The 17,136-nt window shown below is 66.2% G+C and carries 20 protein-coding genes; 19 read left to right on the forward strand and 1 reads right to left on the reverse strand.

Annotated features, from left to right (window positions below; all coding sequences use genetic code 11):
- Window positions 1-30: 30 nt before the first annotated feature.
- The 7 genes from IG196_RS04185 to IG196_RS04215 all read left to right on the forward strand — a co-directional run bounded on the left by IG196_RS04185 (window position 31) and on the right by IG196_RS04215 (window position 5,613).
- On the forward strand, window positions 31-1,509 hold the full coding sequence (locus IG196_RS04185) for a glutamate synthase subunit beta (protein ID WP_192195145.1): 1,479 nt from the start codon (window positions 31-33) through the stop codon (window positions 1,507-1,509).
- Window positions 1,510-1,574: 65 nt separating this feature from the next.
- Window positions 1,575-2,438, forward strand: coding sequence for an ABC transporter ATP-binding protein (locus IG196_RS04190; protein ID WP_192196915.1), 864 nt, complete (start codon window positions 1,575-1,577; stop codon window positions 2,436-2,438).
- A complete protein-coding gene (gene mlaE, locus IG196_RS04195; RefSeq protein ID WP_192195146.1) occupies window positions 2,435-3,217 on the forward strand; it encodes a lipid asymmetry maintenance ABC transporter permease subunit MlaE in 783 nt (260 codons plus the stop codon). Before IG196_RS04190 ends, mlaE begins: the two co-directional genes overlap by 4 nt.
- 41 nt (window positions 3,218-3,258) lie before the next feature.
- On the forward strand, window positions 3,259-3,741 hold the full coding sequence (gene mlaD / locus IG196_RS04200) for an outer membrane lipid asymmetry maintenance protein MlaD (RefSeq protein ID WP_192195147.1): 483 nt from the start codon (window positions 3,259-3,261) through the stop codon (window positions 3,739-3,741).
- Window positions 3,738-4,490, forward strand: coding sequence for a VacJ family lipoprotein (locus IG196_RS04205; RefSeq protein ID WP_192195148.1), 753 nt, complete (start codon window positions 3,738-3,740; stop codon window positions 4,488-4,490). Before mlaD ends, IG196_RS04205 begins: the two co-directional genes overlap by 4 nt.
- A 178-nt stretch (window positions 4,491-4,668) precedes the next feature.
- Complete coding sequence (locus IG196_RS04210) at window positions 4,669-5,325, forward strand: phospholipid-binding protein MlaC (protein WP_192195149.1); 657 nt, start codon at window positions 4,669-4,671, stop codon at window positions 5,323-5,325.
- Window positions 5,326-5,337: 12 nt separating this feature from the next.
- On the forward strand, window positions 5,338-5,613 hold the full coding sequence (locus tag IG196_RS04215) for a lipid asymmetry maintenance protein MlaB (protein WP_056572763.1): 276 nt from the start codon (window positions 5,338-5,340) through the stop codon (window positions 5,611-5,613).
- Window positions 5,614-5,617: 4 nt separating this feature from the next.
- Here IG196_RS04215 and IG196_RS04220 read toward each other — a convergent pair whose 3' ends face one another.
- Window positions 5,618-6,958, reverse strand: coding sequence for a serine hydrolase domain-containing protein (locus IG196_RS04220; RefSeq protein ID WP_225616921.1), 1,341 nt, complete (start codon window positions 6,956-6,958; stop codon window positions 5,618-5,620).
- 428 nt (window positions 6,959-7,386) lie between these two features.
- Here IG196_RS04220 and IG196_RS04225 point away from each other — a divergent pair, with 428 nt between their 5' ends.
- The 12 genes from IG196_RS04225 to hisA all read left to right on the forward strand — a co-directional run bounded on the left by IG196_RS04225 (window position 7,387) and on the right by hisA (window position 17,112).
- The gene (locus tag IG196_RS04225; RefSeq protein ID WP_192195151.1) at window positions 7,387-8,334 is read left to right on the forward strand and encodes an ABC transporter ATP-binding protein; all 948 of its coding nucleotides are present in this window, start codon (window positions 7,387-7,389) and stop codon (window positions 8,332-8,334) included.
- On the forward strand, window positions 8,331-9,095 hold the full coding sequence (locus IG196_RS04230; RefSeq protein WP_101491005.1) for an ABC transporter permease: 765 nt from the start codon (window positions 8,331-8,333) through the stop codon (window positions 9,093-9,095). The genes IG196_RS04225 and IG196_RS04230 overlap by 4 nt, the downstream gene beginning before the upstream one ends.
- Before the next feature lie 19 nt (window positions 9,096-9,114).
- Entirely contained in the window at window positions 9,115-9,357 is a 243-nt protein-coding gene (locus IG196_RS04235; RefSeq protein WP_056572757.1) for a BolA family protein, read from the forward strand.
- 42 nt (window positions 9,358-9,399) lie between these two features.
- The gene (gene murA / locus IG196_RS04240) at window positions 9,400-10,689 is read left to right on the forward strand and encodes a UDP-N-acetylglucosamine 1-carboxyvinyltransferase (protein ID WP_192195152.1); all 1,290 of its coding nucleotides are present in this window, start codon (window positions 9,400-9,402) and stop codon (window positions 10,687-10,689) included.
- Window positions 10,686-11,327, forward strand: a complete 642-nt coding sequence (hisG, locus tag IG196_RS04245; RefSeq protein WP_099795302.1) for an ATP phosphoribosyltransferase — start codon at window positions 10,686-10,688, stop codon at window positions 11,325-11,327. The genes murA and hisG overlap by 4 nt, the downstream gene beginning before the upstream one ends.
- Before the next feature lie 11 nt (window positions 11,328-11,338).
- Complete coding sequence (hisD, locus tag IG196_RS04250) at window positions 11,339-12,661, forward strand: histidinol dehydrogenase (RefSeq protein WP_192195153.1); 1,323 nt, start codon at window positions 11,339-11,341, stop codon at window positions 12,659-12,661.
- Window positions 12,662-12,698: 37 nt separating this feature from the next.
- Window positions 12,699-13,520 (forward strand): hypothetical protein, encoded by an 822-nt coding sequence (locus IG196_RS04255; RefSeq protein WP_192195154.1) that lies wholly within the window; start codon window positions 12,699-12,701, stop codon window positions 13,518-13,520.
- An 11-nt stretch (window positions 13,521-13,531) separates the two neighbouring features.
- A complete protein-coding gene (locus IG196_RS04260) occupies window positions 13,532-13,912 on the forward strand; it encodes a hypothetical protein (protein WP_192195155.1) in 381 nt (126 codons plus the stop codon).
- Window positions 13,909-15,012 (forward strand): histidinol-phosphate transaminase, encoded by a 1,104-nt coding sequence (gene hisC, locus IG196_RS04265; RefSeq protein WP_192195156.1) that lies wholly within the window; start codon window positions 13,909-13,911, stop codon window positions 15,010-15,012. Before IG196_RS04260 ends, hisC begins: the two co-directional genes overlap by 4 nt.
- Window positions 15,009-15,626 carry an imidazoleglycerol-phosphate dehydratase HisB gene (hisB, locus tag IG196_RS04270; protein ID WP_192195157.1) on the forward strand — a complete coding sequence of 206 codons (618 nt, stop codon included), beginning with the start codon at window positions 15,009-15,011 and terminating at the stop codon, window positions 15,624-15,626. The genes hisC and hisB overlap by 4 nt, the downstream gene beginning before the upstream one ends.
- Before the next feature lie 19 nt (window positions 15,627-15,645).
- Window positions 15,646-16,305 (forward strand): imidazole glycerol phosphate synthase subunit HisH, encoded by a 660-nt coding sequence (gene hisH / locus IG196_RS04275; RefSeq protein ID WP_192195158.1) that lies wholly within the window; start codon window positions 15,646-15,648, stop codon window positions 16,303-16,305.
- 63 nt (window positions 16,306-16,368) lie between these two features.
- Window positions 16,369-17,112 (forward strand): 1-(5-phosphoribosyl)-5-[(5-phosphoribosylamino)methylideneamino]imidazole-4-carboxamide isomerase, encoded by a 744-nt coding sequence (gene hisA / locus IG196_RS04280; RefSeq protein ID WP_192195159.1) that lies wholly within the window; start codon window positions 16,369-16,371, stop codon window positions 17,110-17,112.
- Window positions 17,113-17,136 lie beyond the last annotated feature (24 nt).

Here is a 17,136-nt window from a genome sequence, read left to right on the forward strand (position 1 = left end):
CCATAGATACGAAGAACAGAGGACAGCACGATGGGAAAAATCACCGGCTTCATGGAGCATGAGCGTGTCGAAGAGGGCTACAAGCCCGTCGAAGAGCGCGTCAAGCACTACAAGGAATTCGTGGTCGGCCTGAACACCGACCAGGCCAAGGTGCAGGGCGCACGCTGCATGGACTGCGGCACGCCGTTCTGCAACAGCGGCTGCCCGGTCAACAACATCATTCCGGACTTCAACGACCTCGTGTACCGCGACGATTGGCAGAACGCCTTCGCGGTGCTCGACTCGACCAACAACTTCCCCGAGTTCACCGGCCGCATCTGCCCCGCGCCCTGCGAGGCTGCCTGCGTGCTCAACGTGAACGACGACGCGGTCGGCATCAAGTCGCTGGAGCACGCGATCATCGACCGCGCCTGGGACGAAGGCTGGGTGGCGCCGCGCGTTGCCAAGCACAAGACTGGCAAGAAGGTCGCCGTGGTCGGGGCCGGCCCTGCCGGCATGGCGGCGGCTCAACAACTGGCGCGCGTCGGCCACGACGTGACGCTGTTCGAAAAGAACGACCGCATCGGCGGCCTGCTGCGCTACGGCATTCCCGACTTCAAGATGGAGAAGACGCACATCGATCGCCGCGTCGAACAGATGAAGGCCGAAGGCGTGACCTTCCGCACCGGCGTGATGGTCGGTGCTGCGAAAGATCCGCTGGGCAAGGGCTCCAAGGTCACCAACCTGGCCAAGGAAACCATCACGCCCGAGCAGCTGCAGAAGGACTTCGACGCCGTGGTGCTCACTGGTGGCGCCGAGCAGTCGCGCGACCTGCCCGTGCCCGGTCGCGACCTCGACGGCATCCACTTCGCAATGGAGTTCCTGCCGCAGCAGAACCGCGTCAACGCGGGCGACAAGGTCAAGGGCCAGCTGCGCGCCGACGGCAAGCACGTGATCGTCATCGGTGGCGGCGACACCGGCTCCGACTGCGTGGGCACCAGCAACCGCCACGGCGCCGTGAGCGTCACGCAGTTCGAACTGATGCCGCAGCCGCCAGAAGAAGAGAACCGTCCGCTGACCTGGCCCTACTGGCCGATCAAGCTGCGTACCAGCTCCAGCCACGAAGAAGGTTGCGAACGCGAGTTCGCTATCTCGACCAAGGAGTTCATCGGCGAGAAGGGCAAGGTCACCGGCCTGAAGACCGTTCGCGTCGAATGGAAGGACGGCAAGATGCAGGAAGTGCCCGGCAGCGAGCAGATCCTCAAGGCCGACCTCGTGCTGCTGGCGATGGGCTTCATCAGCCCCGTGGCTACTGTGCTCGACGCCTTCGGTGTCGAGAAGGACACCCGCGGCAACGCGCGTGCGAGCGTGGACTTCATCGGCGGCTACGCAACGAATGTGCCCAAAGTGTTTGCAGCCGGTGACATTCGTCGCGGCCAGTCGCTGGTGGTGTGGGCGATTCGCGAGGGGCGTCAAGCGGCGCGCTCGGTCGACGAATTTTTGATGGGATTCAGCGACTTACCGCGCTGATTTTTGTTTCAGTGAAGCGGCGCCGTTCGCGGCCCCGTTATCATCCGCGGAAACCGCATGCCGGGATGCCTCTCAAGGCGCCCGGCTTTTTTATTGTGATGGACCCAGCCACACCACCGTCTTCCTCCTTCGTCGAATTCCGCGATGTCTCGTTCGGCTACGGCGCGCGCGCGATCCTCGATGGCGTGTCGTTCTCCGTGCCGCGAGGCAAGGTGACGGCGTTGATGGGGGCATCGGGTGGCGGCAAGACCACCGTGCTGCGCCTGATCGGCGGCCAGCAACGCGCACAGCGCGGCGAAGTGCTGTTCGATGGCAAAGACGTCGGCCGCTTCGATGTCGCCACGCTGTATGCGGCGCGGCGTCGCATGGGCATGCTGTTCCAGTTTGGCGCGCTGTTCACGGACATCAGCGTGTTCGACAACGTGGCCTTTCCGCTGCGCGAGCACACGCAGTTGTCAGAAGCGCTGGTGCGCGACATCGTGCTCATGAAGCTCGATGCCGTCGGGCTGCGCGGCGCGCGCGACCTGATGCCCAGCGAGGTGTCGGGCGGCATGGCGCGACGCGTGGCGTTGGCCCGTGCGATTGCGCTCGACCCCGATCTGGTGATGTACGACGAACCCTTTGCGGGCCTTGATCCGATCTCGCTGGGCACGGCTGCGCGGTTGATCCGCCAGCTCAACGATACGCTCGGCCTCACCAGCATCATCGTGTCGCACGACCTCGAAGAAACCTTCCGTATCGCCGATCACGTGATCGTCCTGGCCAACGGCGGCGTCGCCGCGCAGGGGCGGCCCGACGAGGTGCGTGAAAGCGCCGATCCGCTGGTACACCAGTTCGTCAATGCGTTGCCTGATGGTCCGGTGCGGTTCCACTACCCCAGTGTCAGCATCGAGGACGACTTTGGCAATGGCGAAGGAGGGCGGTCATGAGCTGGTGGAAGCCCGCCGATGTCGGCTTTGCCTTGCGCAGCCAATTGGCCGATATGGGCCATGCGGCCAAGCTTTTCCTGCGCCTGCTCGGTCCGGGCGCGCAGATCATGCGCCGCTTCGGGCTGGTGCGCGACCAGATCCATTTTCTCGGCAACTACTCGCTTGCAATCATTGGCGTGTCGGGCCTGTTCGTGGGCTTCGTGCTCGGGTTGCAGATGTATTACGCGCTGCAGCGCTACGGCTCGTCCGAAGCGCTCGGCCTGCTGGTTGCGCTGAGCCTCGTGCGCGAACTCGGTCCCGTGGTGGCAGCTCTGTTGTTCACCGGGCGGGCCGGAACTTCATTGACGGCCGAGATCGGCCTCATGAAAGCCAACGAGCAGTTGAGCGCCATGGAAATGATGGCGGTCGATCCGGTGCAACGCATTCTTGCGCCGCGCTTCTGGGCCGGCGTCATCACCATGCCGCTGCTGGCGGCCGTGTTCAGCGCGGTCGGCATCATGGGCGGCTATGTAGTGGGCGTCCTGATGCTGGGTGTCGACCCGGGCGCCTTCTGGGGTCAGATGCAGGGCGGCGTCGATGTCTGGCGCGACGTCGGCAACGGCGTCATCAAGAGCATCGTGTTCGGTTTCACCGTGACCTTCGTGGCGCTGCTGCAGGGCTTCGAGGCCCAGCCGACGCCCGAGGGCGTGTCGCGCGCGACCACGCGCACTGTGGTCATGGCGTCGCTGGCGGTCTTGGGGCTCGATTTCTTGCTCACCGCCATGATGTTCAGTATCTAAAGGGGCCCCGGCCCCATCGTTCTAGACAGAGAGTGCAAACCATGCAACGTTCCACCAACGACATCTGGGTCGGCCTGTTCGTGCTGATCGGCGGCGCCGCATTGCTGTTCCTGGCGCTGCAGTCGGCCAACCTGCTGAGCCTGAACTTCCAGAAGACCTACACGGTCACCGCGCGTTTCGACAATATCGGCGGACTCAAGCCCCAGACCGCGGTCAAGAGCGCTGGCGTCGTGGTCGGTCGTGTGGAATCCATCGCATTCAACGACAAGGCCTTTCAGGCCGACGTGACACTGGCGCTTCAAAACCGTTACAGTTTTCCCAAGGACAGCTCGCTCAAGATTCTGACCAGTGGCCTGCTCGGCGAGCAGTACATCGGCATCGAGGCGGGCGCCGAGGAAAAGAACCTGCAAGCCGGCGACACCATCACCGCGACCCAATCGGCCGTGGTGCTGGAGAACCTGATCAGCCAGTTCCTGTACAGCAAGGCGGCTGACACGCCGTCCGGAACAGCCAATAAGAAATGAAAACACGAGTGAATTTGTGGCTTGCTACAAAAAATGTAGCAAAAAAGAGCCGTTGGGTGGGAGCCCTTGCCATTCTGTCTGTGGCTGCAGGTTGTGCCTCCGGGCCGCAGGCCAACCCGGCTGACCCGTTCGAGCCGTTCAACCGCGGCGTGACGCGCTTCAATGAAACCGTCGACGAGGCGGTGCTCGTGCCCGCGGCGACGGCCTATCAGCGCGTTTTGCCGTCGATGGTGCGAACCGGCGTGACCAACTTTTTCAGCAACCTCGGCGATGTGTGGAGCTTTGCCAACAGTGTGGCCCAGTTGAAGTTGCAGAACAGTGCGGAAACCTTCATGCGGCTCAACGTCAACACCTTCTTCGGGCTCGGCGGCTTGCTCGACGTCGCCACCGAGGTGGGCATCGATCGCCATGAGGAAGACTTCGGCCAGACGCTCGGGCGCTGGGGCGTCGGCCCCGGCCCGTATGTCGTGCTGCCGTTGTTGGGCCCCTCGACGCTGCGTGACACCGCGGCGCTGCCCGTGGACCGTGCCGGTAGCGTAGTGGGCAGCATGAATGACGTGGCCTGGCGCAATTCGCTGTCGGTGCTGGATGCAGTCGACACCCGGTCGCGCTACCTGCGTGCGGGCCGCCTGCTCGACGACGCCGCGCTCGACAAGTACACCTTTGCGCGCGACGCTTTCCTGCAGCACCGTCGCAATGCCGTTTACGACGGCAATCCGCCGGATCAGGACGACGACAGCGGCAAGTGACAGGAACCGGAACCGGCGGCGATGCTTTCGCCCGCTTGCATCCGGTTGCAGGCTTCACCTGCGAGACAGGAACCCTGTCGGCGAACGACCGCTCGAACCCGTTCATGCAGAAGGCCAGCCTTTGCGGCGGTGCCTGCATCCGTGCTTCGTAGATTTCAAACTTGATTGAGGGACTCACATGAACATCAAGACCTTGCAACGACGTGACGTAGGCCGCCTCGTGCTGGCCGGTGCCTTGTTGATTGGCGCCACCGTCGCTTTCATCCAGCCCGCGCGGGCCGCCGACGAGGCGCCCGATGCGCTCGTCAAGCGCCTGTCGACCGATGTGCTGGACACCATCAAGGCCGATTCGTCCATCAAGTCGGGTGACGTCAACAAGATCATGTTGCTGGTCGACAGCAAGATCATGCCCAACGTCAATTTCCAGCGCATGACCGCCTCGGCCGTCGGCCCGGCATGGCGCCAGGCCACGCCCGAGCAGCAGAAAAAGCTGCAGGACGAGTTCAAGACGCTCCTGGTGCGCACCTACGCTGGCGCGCTGGACCAGGTGAGCGACCAGACCGTCACGGTCCGTCCGTTCCGTGGTTCGCCGGACGACAAGGAAGTGCTGGTCCGTACCGAGGTCAAGGGCCGCGGCGATCCGGTGCAGCTCGATTACCGCCTCGAAAAGACGCCAGGCCAGGGCGCCGGCTGGAAGGTCTACAACCTGAATGTGCTGGGCGTCTGGTTGGTCGACACCTACCGCACCCAGTTCGCGCAGGAAATCAACAAGAACGGCATCGATGGCCTGATTGCCGCGCTGGCCGCGCGCAACAAGGGCAACGGCAGGGGCTGACGGGCGCACGCCATGCTGGTCCTTCCCTCTCGGCTCACCCACGACGAGGCTCCTGCCTGCATGCGCATGCTGCAGCAGGGGCTCAAGGGCCAGTCCGGCTCCACCTCCACCGTGGTCGATGCCACGCCGTTAGCCCAGTTCGATTCCTCCGCGCTGGCGGTGCTACTCGAGTGCCGACGCGAGTCGAGCGCGCTGGGCCGCAGCTTTTCCGTCAAAGGCCTCTCTCCGCGCCTGCGCGAGCTGGCGGCCCTGTACGGCATTGCGGGCCTTTTGCCCGCTGCGCCCTGACACCCTAGCGCGTGCGTGGCACTGCTGCGGTCAGCAGTGCGAGCGCCTTGTTCAGGGTCGAGGTCGCGAATCGCTCCCCTTTGGAGTGGCCGATGCGCACGACGACTAGGTCGTGCGACGGAATCACGAGCACGAACTGGCCCCCTGCGCCGAGCATGTAGTAGGCCGTCGTCGGCACCGCCAGCGCCCCTGTTCCATTGATCCAGAAGAATCCCCCGTAGATGGGGCGCTGGTCCGCGGCCCAGGCAGGTGCGGCCGTGCTCACGAAATTGACGAACCCCTCGGGAAGAATGCGCTCACCGTTCCACACGCCGTCCTGCAGGTAGAGATTGGCCAGTCGGGCCCAATCGCGGGCCGACATGAAGTCGTAGCCTTGCGTGAGGAAGTTGCCGTAGGGATCCGTCTCGATCACCATGGAGCGGATGCCGATCTTGTCAAAGACGGCGCGCTGCGGGAACGAGAGGTACTCTTCGCCGCGCTTCTCGACCGCAAGGCGGACCAGGTAATTGGCAAGCACCGGATCGGTGTTGCGGTAGCGGCCCACCGTGTTGGGCGGCCATTGCTGCGGTCGGGTCGCGGCGTAGTTGAAGGCGTTGATCCGACCCGTGTAGTAGTAGATGTGATCGGGATAGGTGCCGTTGGGATCGAAGTCCGGATCGTCCGGGGCCTTGATGCGCAGCCCGCTGGACATGCGCAGGATGTCGGCAATTCGGATCTGCTGCCGGCCGTCGCCGGCACCTTGCCACTCGGGAATCGGCGCGGGCTGGTCGAGCTTGTACGCGCCCTGCTTGATCAGCACGCCCATCATCGTGGCCACAACGCTCTTGCCCATCGACCATGATTCGAGCGGCGTTGTCGTGCCGATGCCGCTCATGTAGCGCTCGCCGATGAGCCGCCCCTTGTGCGTGACCACGAAGGCCGCGGTGTAGGCCTCCGTGGTTTCGAAGGCGGCGCTGATGGCTTGGGTCACCTTGGCCATGTCGACGTCGGCGGGCGGCGGGTCGTTCGGCAGCACATCCCCCATGGGCCAGGGCACGGTCGCAGGGTCGGCCAGCGCGCTCTTGACATTGACGGGCGTGAAGAAAACGTCGTCCTTGCCGGGCGGCAGCGTGATGCAACCCTGGGAGCCGAAATGGCGGGCCACCAGCGTCGGTCCGCCGTTGGGCATCGTGATGCGGACCTCCTTCTTGGCGCGGTCGACCACCGGCGCGCCCACCTTCTTGCGCTGCTCGTACGGCCCTGTGAAGTACCCGGTGGTTTCGGCGGCGACTGCAGGATCGAGTCCGGTGATGAATACCGCCGAGCACATGGCCTTGGCATACCCGGACGTGTTGTGCTCCAGCACATCACCGGGTGGCGGGACGTAGGGCGTGTCCAGCTCCAGGCACTTGGCGCGCGCAATGAGTGCATCGCGGGCCGGCAGTTGGGTGGAGCCGGAAGATGCGGTGCAAGGTTGGGCGGTGCCACCCCCTGCGCCAGTGCCAGCGCCAGCACCGAGTCCAAGGCCGATGCCACTACCTCCGCCGCCGCCACCTCCACCTCCTCCCCCGCAAGCGGTCAGCACCATCGCCAGGAGAAGGGCGGCAACGGTTGAGAGAGGGCTGCGGATCAAACACTTCATGGGCGTTCCTCGCGATGGGCGGTTGCGGTGCGCAAAATCGACACCGGCGGGATTGTGGGTGAACTCCGGACGGATGCCTAGGGCAACCGGCCCTCCGCGTTCACCCCTGCACTGCGCTGAAAACCCCATCGCCCGTAAAATCGCGGGCTCCCATGCCCGCGATCTCATTCCAGTCGGTCTCCAAGACCTACCCTCCCTCCCGTCAGCAACGCGCCCAAGGCAAGCAAGGGCTGCGTGCGGTCGACGAGGTTTCCTTCCAGATCGAGCCGGGCGAGTTCTTCGGCCTGCTCGGCCCCAACGGCGCGGGCAAGACCACCCTGATCAGCATGCTCGCGGGCCTGTCGCGGCCCACGGCGGGCGCGATCAGCGTGCATGGCTTCGACGTTCAGCGCGACTACGCCGAAGCCCGGCGCCAGCTCGGCATCGTGCCGCAGGAGCTGGTGTTCGACCCCTTCTTCAATGTGCGCGAGTCGCTGCGCATCCAGTCGGGCTACTTCGGCATCAAGAACAACGAATCCTGGATCGACGAACTGCTGCAGAGCCTGGGCCTGGCCGACAAGGCCACCGCCAACATGCGCCAGCTCTCGGGCGGCATGAAGCGCCGCGTGCTGGTGGCGCAGGCGCTGGTGCACAAGCCGCCGGTCATCGTGCTCGACGAGCCCACGGCCGGCGTCGATGTCGAGCTGCGCCAAACGCTCTGGCAGTTCGTCGCCAAGCTCAACAAGCAGGGCAGCACCGTGCTGCTCACCACCCATTACCTCGAAGAGGCCGAGGCGCTGTGCAACCGCATCGCGATGCTCAAGCTCGGCAAGGTGATCGCGCTGGACCGCACCAGCGAGCTGTTGAAGTCGGCCGCAAGCAACGTGCTGCGCTTCAAGACCGACGCCATGCTGCCCTGGGCCATCGCCCAGCACGCGCGCATCACCGGGCGCATCGTGCAGCTGCCGGCGCAGAACGCGCATGAAGTCGAACAACTGCTGGCCGCGATCCGCGAAGCCGGCGTCGCGGTGGAAGACGTGGAAATGCGCAAGGCCGACCTGGAAGACGTGTTCATCGACCTGATGGCGGGCGAGCAGACGCCGCTGGAGGTGTCGCGATGATGGCCGTCACCGGTTGGCGCGCGCTGCTCTACAAGGAAACGCTGCGCTTCTGGAAGGTTGGCTTCCAGACCGTCGGCGCGCCGGTGCTCACCGCGCTGCTGTACCTCATGGTGTTCGGCCATGTGCTCGAAGGCCGTGTGACGGTCTACGGCACCGTGGGCTACACCGCCTTCCTGATCCCCGGCCTCGTGATGATGAGCGTGCTGCAGAACGCGTTCGCGAACAGCTCGTCCTCGATCATCCAGAGCAAGATCATGGGCAACCTCGTGTTCGTGCTGCTCACGCCGCTGTCGCACTGGGGCTGGTTCTTCGCCTACGTGGGCTCCTCGGTGATCCGCGGGCTGGCGGTGGGCGTGGGCGTGTTCGCCGTGACGATCTTCTTCGCTGTGCCGAGCTTCGTGGCGCCGGTCTGGATCGTGGTCTTCGCGCTGCTGGGCGCGGCCATGCTGGGTACGCTGGGCCTCATCGCCGGGCTCTGGGCCGAGAAGTTCGACCAGATGGCCGTGTTCCAGAACTTCCTGATCATGCCCATGACCTTCCTGTCGGGCGTGTTCTATTCGATCGGTTCGCTGCCGCCGTTCTGGCAGAGCGTGAGCCACCTGAACCCCTTCTTCTACATGATCGACGGTTTCCGCTACGGCTTCTTCGGGGTGAGCGATGCCTCGCCCTGGCTGAGCTTTGGCATCGTCGGTTCCGCCTGGCTGGTGGTGAGCGCGATCGCCGTTCACCTCCTGCGCATCGGCTACAAAATCCGCGGCTGACCGCGACTTCCAAGACCCCATGACCGCTGACGAACTCCAGACCATCATCGCTGCCCATCTCCCGTGCGAGCACATCACGCTCGAGGGCGACGGCCGGCATTGGTACGCGACCATCGTCTCGGCCGAATTCGAGGGCAAGCGCGCCATCCAGCGCCACCAGCGGGTCTACGCCACCCTCGGTGCGAAAATGCACACCGACGAGGTGCATGCGCTCTCGATGAAGACCTACACGCCGGCCGAGTGGGCCGCCGTGGACAAATGACTTTCCGGCCCCTGCGGGCCTCCTGATTTCGCTGGATCCTTCATGGACAAACTTCTGATTCGCGGCGGGCGTGAGCTTCGCGGCGAAGTGCTCATTTCCGGCGCTAAGAACGCCGCGCTGCCCGAGCTGTGCGCGGCGCTGCTGACCGACCAGCCCGTGGTGCTGCACAACGTGCCGCGCCTGCAGGACGTGTCGACCATGCTCAAGCTGGTGCGCAACATGGGCGTGACGGCCGAGGCCGACGACAACGGCACCGTGCGCCTGAACGCCGGCGCACTCGGCAACCCCGAGGCGCCCTACGAACTCGTGAAGACCATGCGCGCCTCGGTGCTGGCGCTGGGCCCGCTGCTGGCTCGCTTCGGCCACGCCAAGGTGTCGCTGCCGGGTGGCTGCGCCATCGGCTCGCGGCCGGTCGACCAGCACATCAAGGGCCTGCAGGCGATGGGCGCCGAGATCCTGGTCGAGCACGGCTACATGGTCGCGCGCCTGCCCGAGGGCCGCACGCGGCTGAAGGGCGCACGCATCCTGACCGACATGGTCACCGTCACCGGCACCGAGAACTTCCTCATGGCCGCCGCGCTGGCCGAGGGCGAGACGCTGCTCGAGAACGCCGCGCAAGAGCCCGAGATCGTCGACCTCGCCGAAATGCTCATCCGCATGGGCGCGAAGATCGAAGGCCACGGCACCAGCCACATCCGCATCCAGGGCGTCGAGAAGCTGCACGGCTGCGAGCACGCCGTGGTGGCCGACCGCATCGAGGCCGGCACCTTCCTGTGCGCCGTGGCGGCCACGGGCGGCGAGGCCTTTCTGCGCCACGCGCGTGGCGACCACCTCGACGCCGTGATCGACAAGCTGCGCGACGCCGGCTGCACCGTCGTGACCGAACCCGACGGCATCCGCATCGGCTCGCAGGGCCCTGCGTACGACCACCTGAAGGCGCAGAGCTTCAGCACCACCGAATACCCCGGCTTCCCGACCGACATGCAGGCCCAGTTCATGGCCCTGAACGTCATTGCGCGCGGCGCCTCGATGGTCACCGAGACCATCTTCGAGAACCGCTTCATGCACGTGAACGAGATGGTGCGCCTGGGCGCGCGCATCCACGTCGAAGGCAAGGTCGCGATGGTCGAGGGCGTGCAACAGCTCTCGGGCGCCACCGTGATGGCCACCGACCTGCGCGCCTCCGCCAGCCTCGTCATCGCCGGCCTCGTGGCCGACGGCGAGACGCTGGTCGACCGCATCTATCACCTCGACCGGGGCTATGACCGCATGGAATCGAAACTGCGCGGCCTCGGTGCCGACATTGAACGCGTGACCGGAGCCGCCGCATGATCACTTTGGCTCTTTCCAAAGGCCGCATCTTCGAAGAGACGATGCCCCTGTTGGCCGCCGCCGGCATCGAGGTCACCGAAGACCCCGAGAAGTCGCGCAAGCTGATTCTCGAAACCACCCGCCCCGACGTGCGCGTGGTGCTGGTGCGCGCCTCCGACGTGCCGACCTACGTGCAGTACGGCGGCGCCGACCTGGGCGTGACCGGCCTCGACGTGCTGCTCGAAAACGGCAACCAGGGCATGTACCAGCCGCTCGATCTGCGCATCGCGGCCTGCCGCCTCAGCGTGGCCGTGCGCGCCGACTACGACTACGCCTCGGCCGTGAAGCAGGGCTCGCGTTTGCGCGTGGCCACCAAGTACGTGGGCCTGTCGCGCGACTTCTTCGCCAGCAAGGGCGTGCACGTCGACCTGATCAAGCTCTACGGCAGCATGGAGCTGGCGCCGCTCACGGGCCTGGCCGACGCCATCGTCGACCTGGTCTCGACCGGCAACACGCTCAAGGCCAACCACCTCGTCGAGGTGGAACGCATCATGGACATCAGCGCCCGGTTGGTCGTCAACCAGGCCGCGCTCAAGCTCAAGCGCGAACCCATCCGCCGCATCATCGACGCCTTCGCGTCAGCCATTCCCTCCGCCTGAACCTCACGCACATGACTCTGCAAGCAGCCCCCGCCCGACTGTCCACGAACTCAGCCAGCTTCGACGCTGAATTCAAGGCGCGGCTGCATTGGTCCGCGGACGCGGACGCTGCGATCGAAAAGGTGGTGGCCGACATCCTGGCCGATGTGCAGAAGCGCGGCGACGACGCGGTGCTGGAGTACACCAATCGCTTCGACAAGCTCGACGCGAAGACGCTGCCCGAGCTGGAGCTGACGCAGGCCGAGCTGAAGGCCGCCTTCGAAGCGCTGCCCGCCGTGCAGCGCGACGCGCTCGAAGCCGCCGCGCGCCGCGTGCGCAGCTACCACGAGGCGCAGAAGAAGGCCTCCGGCGAAAGCTGGAGCTACCGCGACGCCGACGGCACGCTGCTCGGCCAGAAGGTCACGCCGCTCGACCGTGTCGGCATCTACGTGCCGGGCGGCAAGGCCGCGTACCCGTCGAGCGTGCTGATGAACGCCATTCCGGCGCACGTCGCGGGTGTGGGCGAGATCATCATGGTCGTGCCCACGCCGAACGGCGAGAAGAATCAGCTGGTGCTCGCCGCGGCCTACGTGGCAGGCGTCACCCGCGCTTTCACCATTGGCGGCGCGCAGGCCGTGGCCGCGCTGGCCTACGGCACTGCCACCGTGCCTGCTGTCGACAAGATCACCGGCCCCGGCAACGCCTACGTCGCCGCCGCCAAGCGCCGCGTGTTCGGCACCGTGGGCATCGACATGATCGCGGGCCCGAGCGAGATCCTGGTGTTGGCCGACGGCTCCACGCCGCCCGACTGGGTGGCCATGGACCTGTTCAGCCAGGCCGAGCACGACGAGCTGGCCCAGAGCATCCTGCTGTGCCCCGACGCCGCCTACATCGACCGCGTGCAGGCCGAGATCGACCGCCTGCTGCCGACCATGCCGCGCGCCGAGATCATCGCCGCCTCGCTCAACGGCCGCGGCGCGCTGATCCACACGAAGAGCATGGAGGAGGCCTGCGAGATCAGCAACCGCATCGCACCCGAACACCTCGAGGTGAGCAGCAGCGAGCCGGGCCGCTGGGAGCCGCTCTTGCGCCACGCCGGTGCGATCTTTCTGGGCGCCTTCACCAGCGAGAGCCTGGGCGATTACTGCGCGGGCCCGAACCACGTGCTGCCGACCAGCGGCACGGCGCGCTTCTCGAGCCCGCTGGGCGTGTACGACTTTCAGAAGCGCTCCAGCCTCATCGAAGTGAGCGAGGCCGGCGCGCAGGTGCTGGGCCCGATCGCCGTCACGCTGGCCGAAGGCGAGGGCCTGCAGGCGCACGCCGAAGCTGCGCGGATGCGCCTGCGTAAGATCTGAGGCTCCAACAACCCCGCTTCAGGGAGGAGCACGCCAGATGATTTCACGCCTCTACCGTTCGCGATTTTTCCGGTTCGCCACCGGCCTCGTTGCAGGTGCCGCCTTGCTGGCCGCCTGCACCCAGATGCCGCAGACGCGCACCCAGACGGCCGCGATGTCGGCAACCCCCAGCGCCGCACCCGCGCCCGCACAACTGGGCACGCAATGGGGCGAAGGCATCGAGTCCAAGACCCGCACGGTGGCTGCCAAGCGCCTGTCCGACCAGCCCGACGACGTGGCTTCGGTGGGCTACAACGAAGCGACCGCCGTGCGCCGCGACGTGGGCAGCAACCCCGAGCGCCGGCTCAACCTGCAGCTGGCCCAGGGCGACATCGAATGGTCGGTGCTCGACGAGAACGACCGCCCGCTGCCGTTGCAGCGTGCACGCCGCGGCAACAGCGATGACATGTTCCGCCTCGCCGGCGTCGAAGGTGCGCGCTACACGCTGCGCTTTCGCAACCTCAGCGACCGCAGCTACGAGGTGATCGCCACCGTCGACGGCCTGGATGTGCTCAACGGCAAGCCCGGCAGCCTGCGCAACGGCGGCTACGTGCTGCGCCCGCAGCAGACCCTCAACATCGAAGGCTTCCGCAAGAGCCAGAGCGAAGTGGCCGCCTTCCGTTTCGCTACGCCGGGCCGCGCCTACGCCGCGAACACCGAGGCCGGCGACGTGCGCAACATCGGCGTGATCGGCGCCGCGCTGTTCGAGCTCGAAGAGCCGAATGTGCCGCGCCGCACGCGCCGCGATGCCTCGCCGTCGCAGCCCAGCGCCTTCCCGGCCGACGGCGCGTACGCCCCGGCGCCGCGCTACCGCAAGTAAGCAGCGAGGCCATGCAACGTGCCGCCGTCCTGCTGTTGCCGCGCCTGTCGGCGCTGCTGCTTGCACTGGCGGCCGGCGCGGTCGGCGTCGGTGCGCAGGCCATGAGCATCCGCGAACTGCGCACGCTCGAAGCCGGTGAAAAAGACGGCAAGGCCTACGCCAGCTACTACCTCGTCGGCGTGCTCGAAGGCCTGCGCGAAGGGGTCGAATCGTCGCAGCGCAACGGTCAGCTGCCGCCGTTCTGCGTCGAGGGCCGCCGCCTCGAACCCTCGATGGCCCGTTCGCTCTACCAGACCGAGCTGAGCCGCAACGCCGACAGCTACGAAGCCGACATGCCCGTGCAACTGGTCATGGCCGGCGCCCTCCGCAACAGCTACCGCTGCACCCGATGACCGTTCCCGATTCTTCCGCTTCCGACAACCGTCTGCCGCTCGACCGCATCCGCGCCGACGTGCGCGCCATGCACGCCTACGCGGTGCAGGACGCGCGCGGTTTCCTCAAGCTCGACGCGATGGAGAACCCCTACGGCCTGCCGCCTGCGCTGCAGACCGAACTGGGCGCGCGCCTGGGCGCGCTGGCGCTCAACCGCTACCCTGGCGACCGCGGCGCCGACCTGCAGCGCGCACTGGCCGCGCACGCGGGCCTGCCCGAAGGCTTCGGGCTGATGCTGGGCAACGGCTCGGACGAACTGATTTCGCTGCTCGGCATCGCCTGCGACCAGCCCGGCGCCGCCGTGCTCGCGCCCGTGCCCGGCTTCGTCATGTACGCCATGAGCGCCCAGCTGCAGGGTCTGCGTTTCGTCGGCGTGCCGCTCACGGCCGATTTCGAGCTCGACGAGGCCGCCATGCTGGCCGCCATCGCGCGCGAGAAGCCCGCCATCGTCTACCTCGCCTACCCGAACAACCCGACCGCCAACCTCTGGGACGACGCCGTCATCGAGAAGATCGTGCAGGCCCAGGGCGCGCAGGGCGGCCTGGTGGTGATCGACGAGGCCTACCAGCCCTTCGCCGCCCGCAGCTACATCGACCGGCTCGCGAAGCACCGCCACGTGCTGCTGATGCGTACGCTGAGCAAGTTCGGTCTGGCCGGCATCCGCTTGGGCTACCTCATGGGCCCCGCCGCGCTGGTTGCCCAGATCGACAAGGTGCGCCCGCCCTACAACATCAGCGTGCTCAACTGCGAAGCCGCGCTGTTTGCGCTGGAGCACGCCGCGGTGTTCGAAGCGCAGGCGCGCCAGATCCGCGAAGGGCGCGACCAGCTGATGGTCGCACTGGCCCGGCTGCCGGGCGTGAAGACCTGGCCCAGCGACGCCAACATGATCCTGCTGCGCGTGCCCGATGCCACCCGTACCTTCGAGGGCATGAAGGCTCGCGGGGTGCTGGTGAAGAACGTTTCTAAAATGCATGAACTGCTCGCCAACTGCCTGCGCCTCACCGTCGGAACGGCCGACGAGAACGCGCAGATGCTGGCGGCGCTCGAAGCCTCACTATGACCACCCCCACGACCCCGGGCAGCACCGATCGCATTGCGACGGTCTCCCGCAACACCGCCGAGACGAAGATCACGGTCAGCGTCAACCTCGACGGCACCGGCAAGGCCAAGCTCTCCACGGGCATCGGCTTTTTTGATCACATGCTTGACCAGATCGCCCGCCACGGGCTGATCGACCTGGACATCGATTGCCAGGGCGACCTGCACATCGACGGCCACCACACGGTGGAAGACGTCGGCATCACGCTCGGCCAGGCCGTGGCCCAGGCCATCGGCGACAAGAAGGGCATCCGTCGCTACGGCCATGCCTATGTACCGCTGGACGAAGCGCTGAGCCGTGTCGTCATCGACTTCTCGGGCCGCCCGGGCCTCGTGATGCACGTGCCCTTCACCAGCGGGATGATCGGAACCTTCGACAGCCAGCTCACCTACGAGTTCTTTCAGGGCTTCGTGAACCACGCCTTCGTCACGCTGCACATCGACAACCTGAAGGGCGTGAACGCGCACCACCAGTGCGAGACGGTGTTCAAGGCCTTTGCCCGCGCCATGCGCGGCGCGCTGGAACTCGATCCGCGCTCCGTCGGCGTCATCCCCTCGACCAAGGGCTCGCTCTGACCTCCGTTCGCGAACAGCTATGAAATCTGTAGCAGCCAATTCCGTTGCCGTCGTCGACTACGGCATGGGCAACCTGCACTCCGTGTCGCAGGCCGTGCGCCATGCTGCCGACCAGGTGGGCGTGGAGGTGTTCGTCACCTCCGACCCGGACGTGGTGCGCAAGGCCACCCGCGTGGTGCTGCCGGGGCAGGGCGCCATGCCCGACTGCATGCGCGAGCTGCGCGATTCGGGCCTGCAGGAGTCGGTGCTCGAAGCCGCGGCCAACAAGCCGCTCTTCGGCGTGTGCGTGGGCATGCAGATGCTGCTGTCGCGCAGCGACGAAGGCCCGACCGACGGCCTGGGGCTCATTTCCGGCGAGGTTATCAAGTTCGACCTGGCCGGTCGCCTGCAGCCTGACGGCAGCCGTTTCAAGGTGCCGCAGATGGGCTGGAACCAGGTCCGCCAGGCTCAGCCGCACGCGGTGTGGGCGGGCATTCCCGACCAGAGCTACTTCTATTTCGTGCACAGCTTCTACGCGCGCCCGGCCGACGCCCGGCACAGCGTGGGCGAGGCGGATTACGGGGCATGCTTTACCGCAGCCATCGCACGCGATAACATTTTTGCCACCCAGTTCCACCCGGAGAAGAGTGCGGACCATGGGCTGCAGCTGTATCGCAACTTCCTCCACTGGAATCCCTGAACCTTTTTTCCCGACCGGGCCGAACCCTCCACAGCCCGGCTTTCGCACACTCGCGCCACTTCCATGCTCCTCATTCCCGCCATTGATCTCAAAGACGGCCACTGTGTTCGCCTCAAGCAGGGCGACATGGACCAATCCACGGTCTTCAGCGAAGACCCCGCCGCCATGGCCCGCAAATGGGTCCAGGCCGGCGCGCGCCGGCTGCACCTGGTCGACCTGAATGGCGCCTTCGCCGGCAAGCCGCAGAACCACGCGGCCATCAAGGCGATCCTGAAGGAAGTCGGCGACGACATCCCTGTGCAACTCGGCGGCGGCATCCGCGACCTGGACACCATCGAGCGCTACATCGACGACGGCCTGCGCTACGTGATCATCGGCACCGCCGCGGTCAAGAACCCGGGCTTCCTGAAGGACGCCTGCGTGGCCTTTGGCGGCCACATCATCGTGGGGCTCGATGCCAAGGACGGCAAGGTCGCCACCGACGGCTGGAGCAAGCTCACGGGCCACGAAGTGGCCGACCTGGGCAAGAAGTTCGAGGACTACGGCGTCGAATCGATCATCTACACCGACATCGGCCGCGACGGCATGCTCTCGGGCATCAACATCGACGCCACCGTCAAGCTCGCGCAGGCGCTGACCATTCCGGTCATCGCCTCGGGCGGCCTGTCGAACATGGCCGACATCGACCAGCTCTGCGCGGTCGAGTCCGAGGGCGTCGAGGGCGTGATCTGCGGCCGTGCCATCTACTCGGGCGACCTCGACTTCGCCGCCGCCCAGGCGCGCGCGGACGCGCTGGCCGGCGTCTGACGCCTTTCTGCCTCTGCGCCAGCC

The sequence above is a fragment of the Variovorax sp. 38R genome (assembly GCF_014843395.1).
GTDB classification, from domain to species: domain Bacteria; phylum Pseudomonadota; class Gammaproteobacteria; order Burkholderiales; family Burkholderiaceae_C; genus Variovorax; species Variovorax paradoxus_H.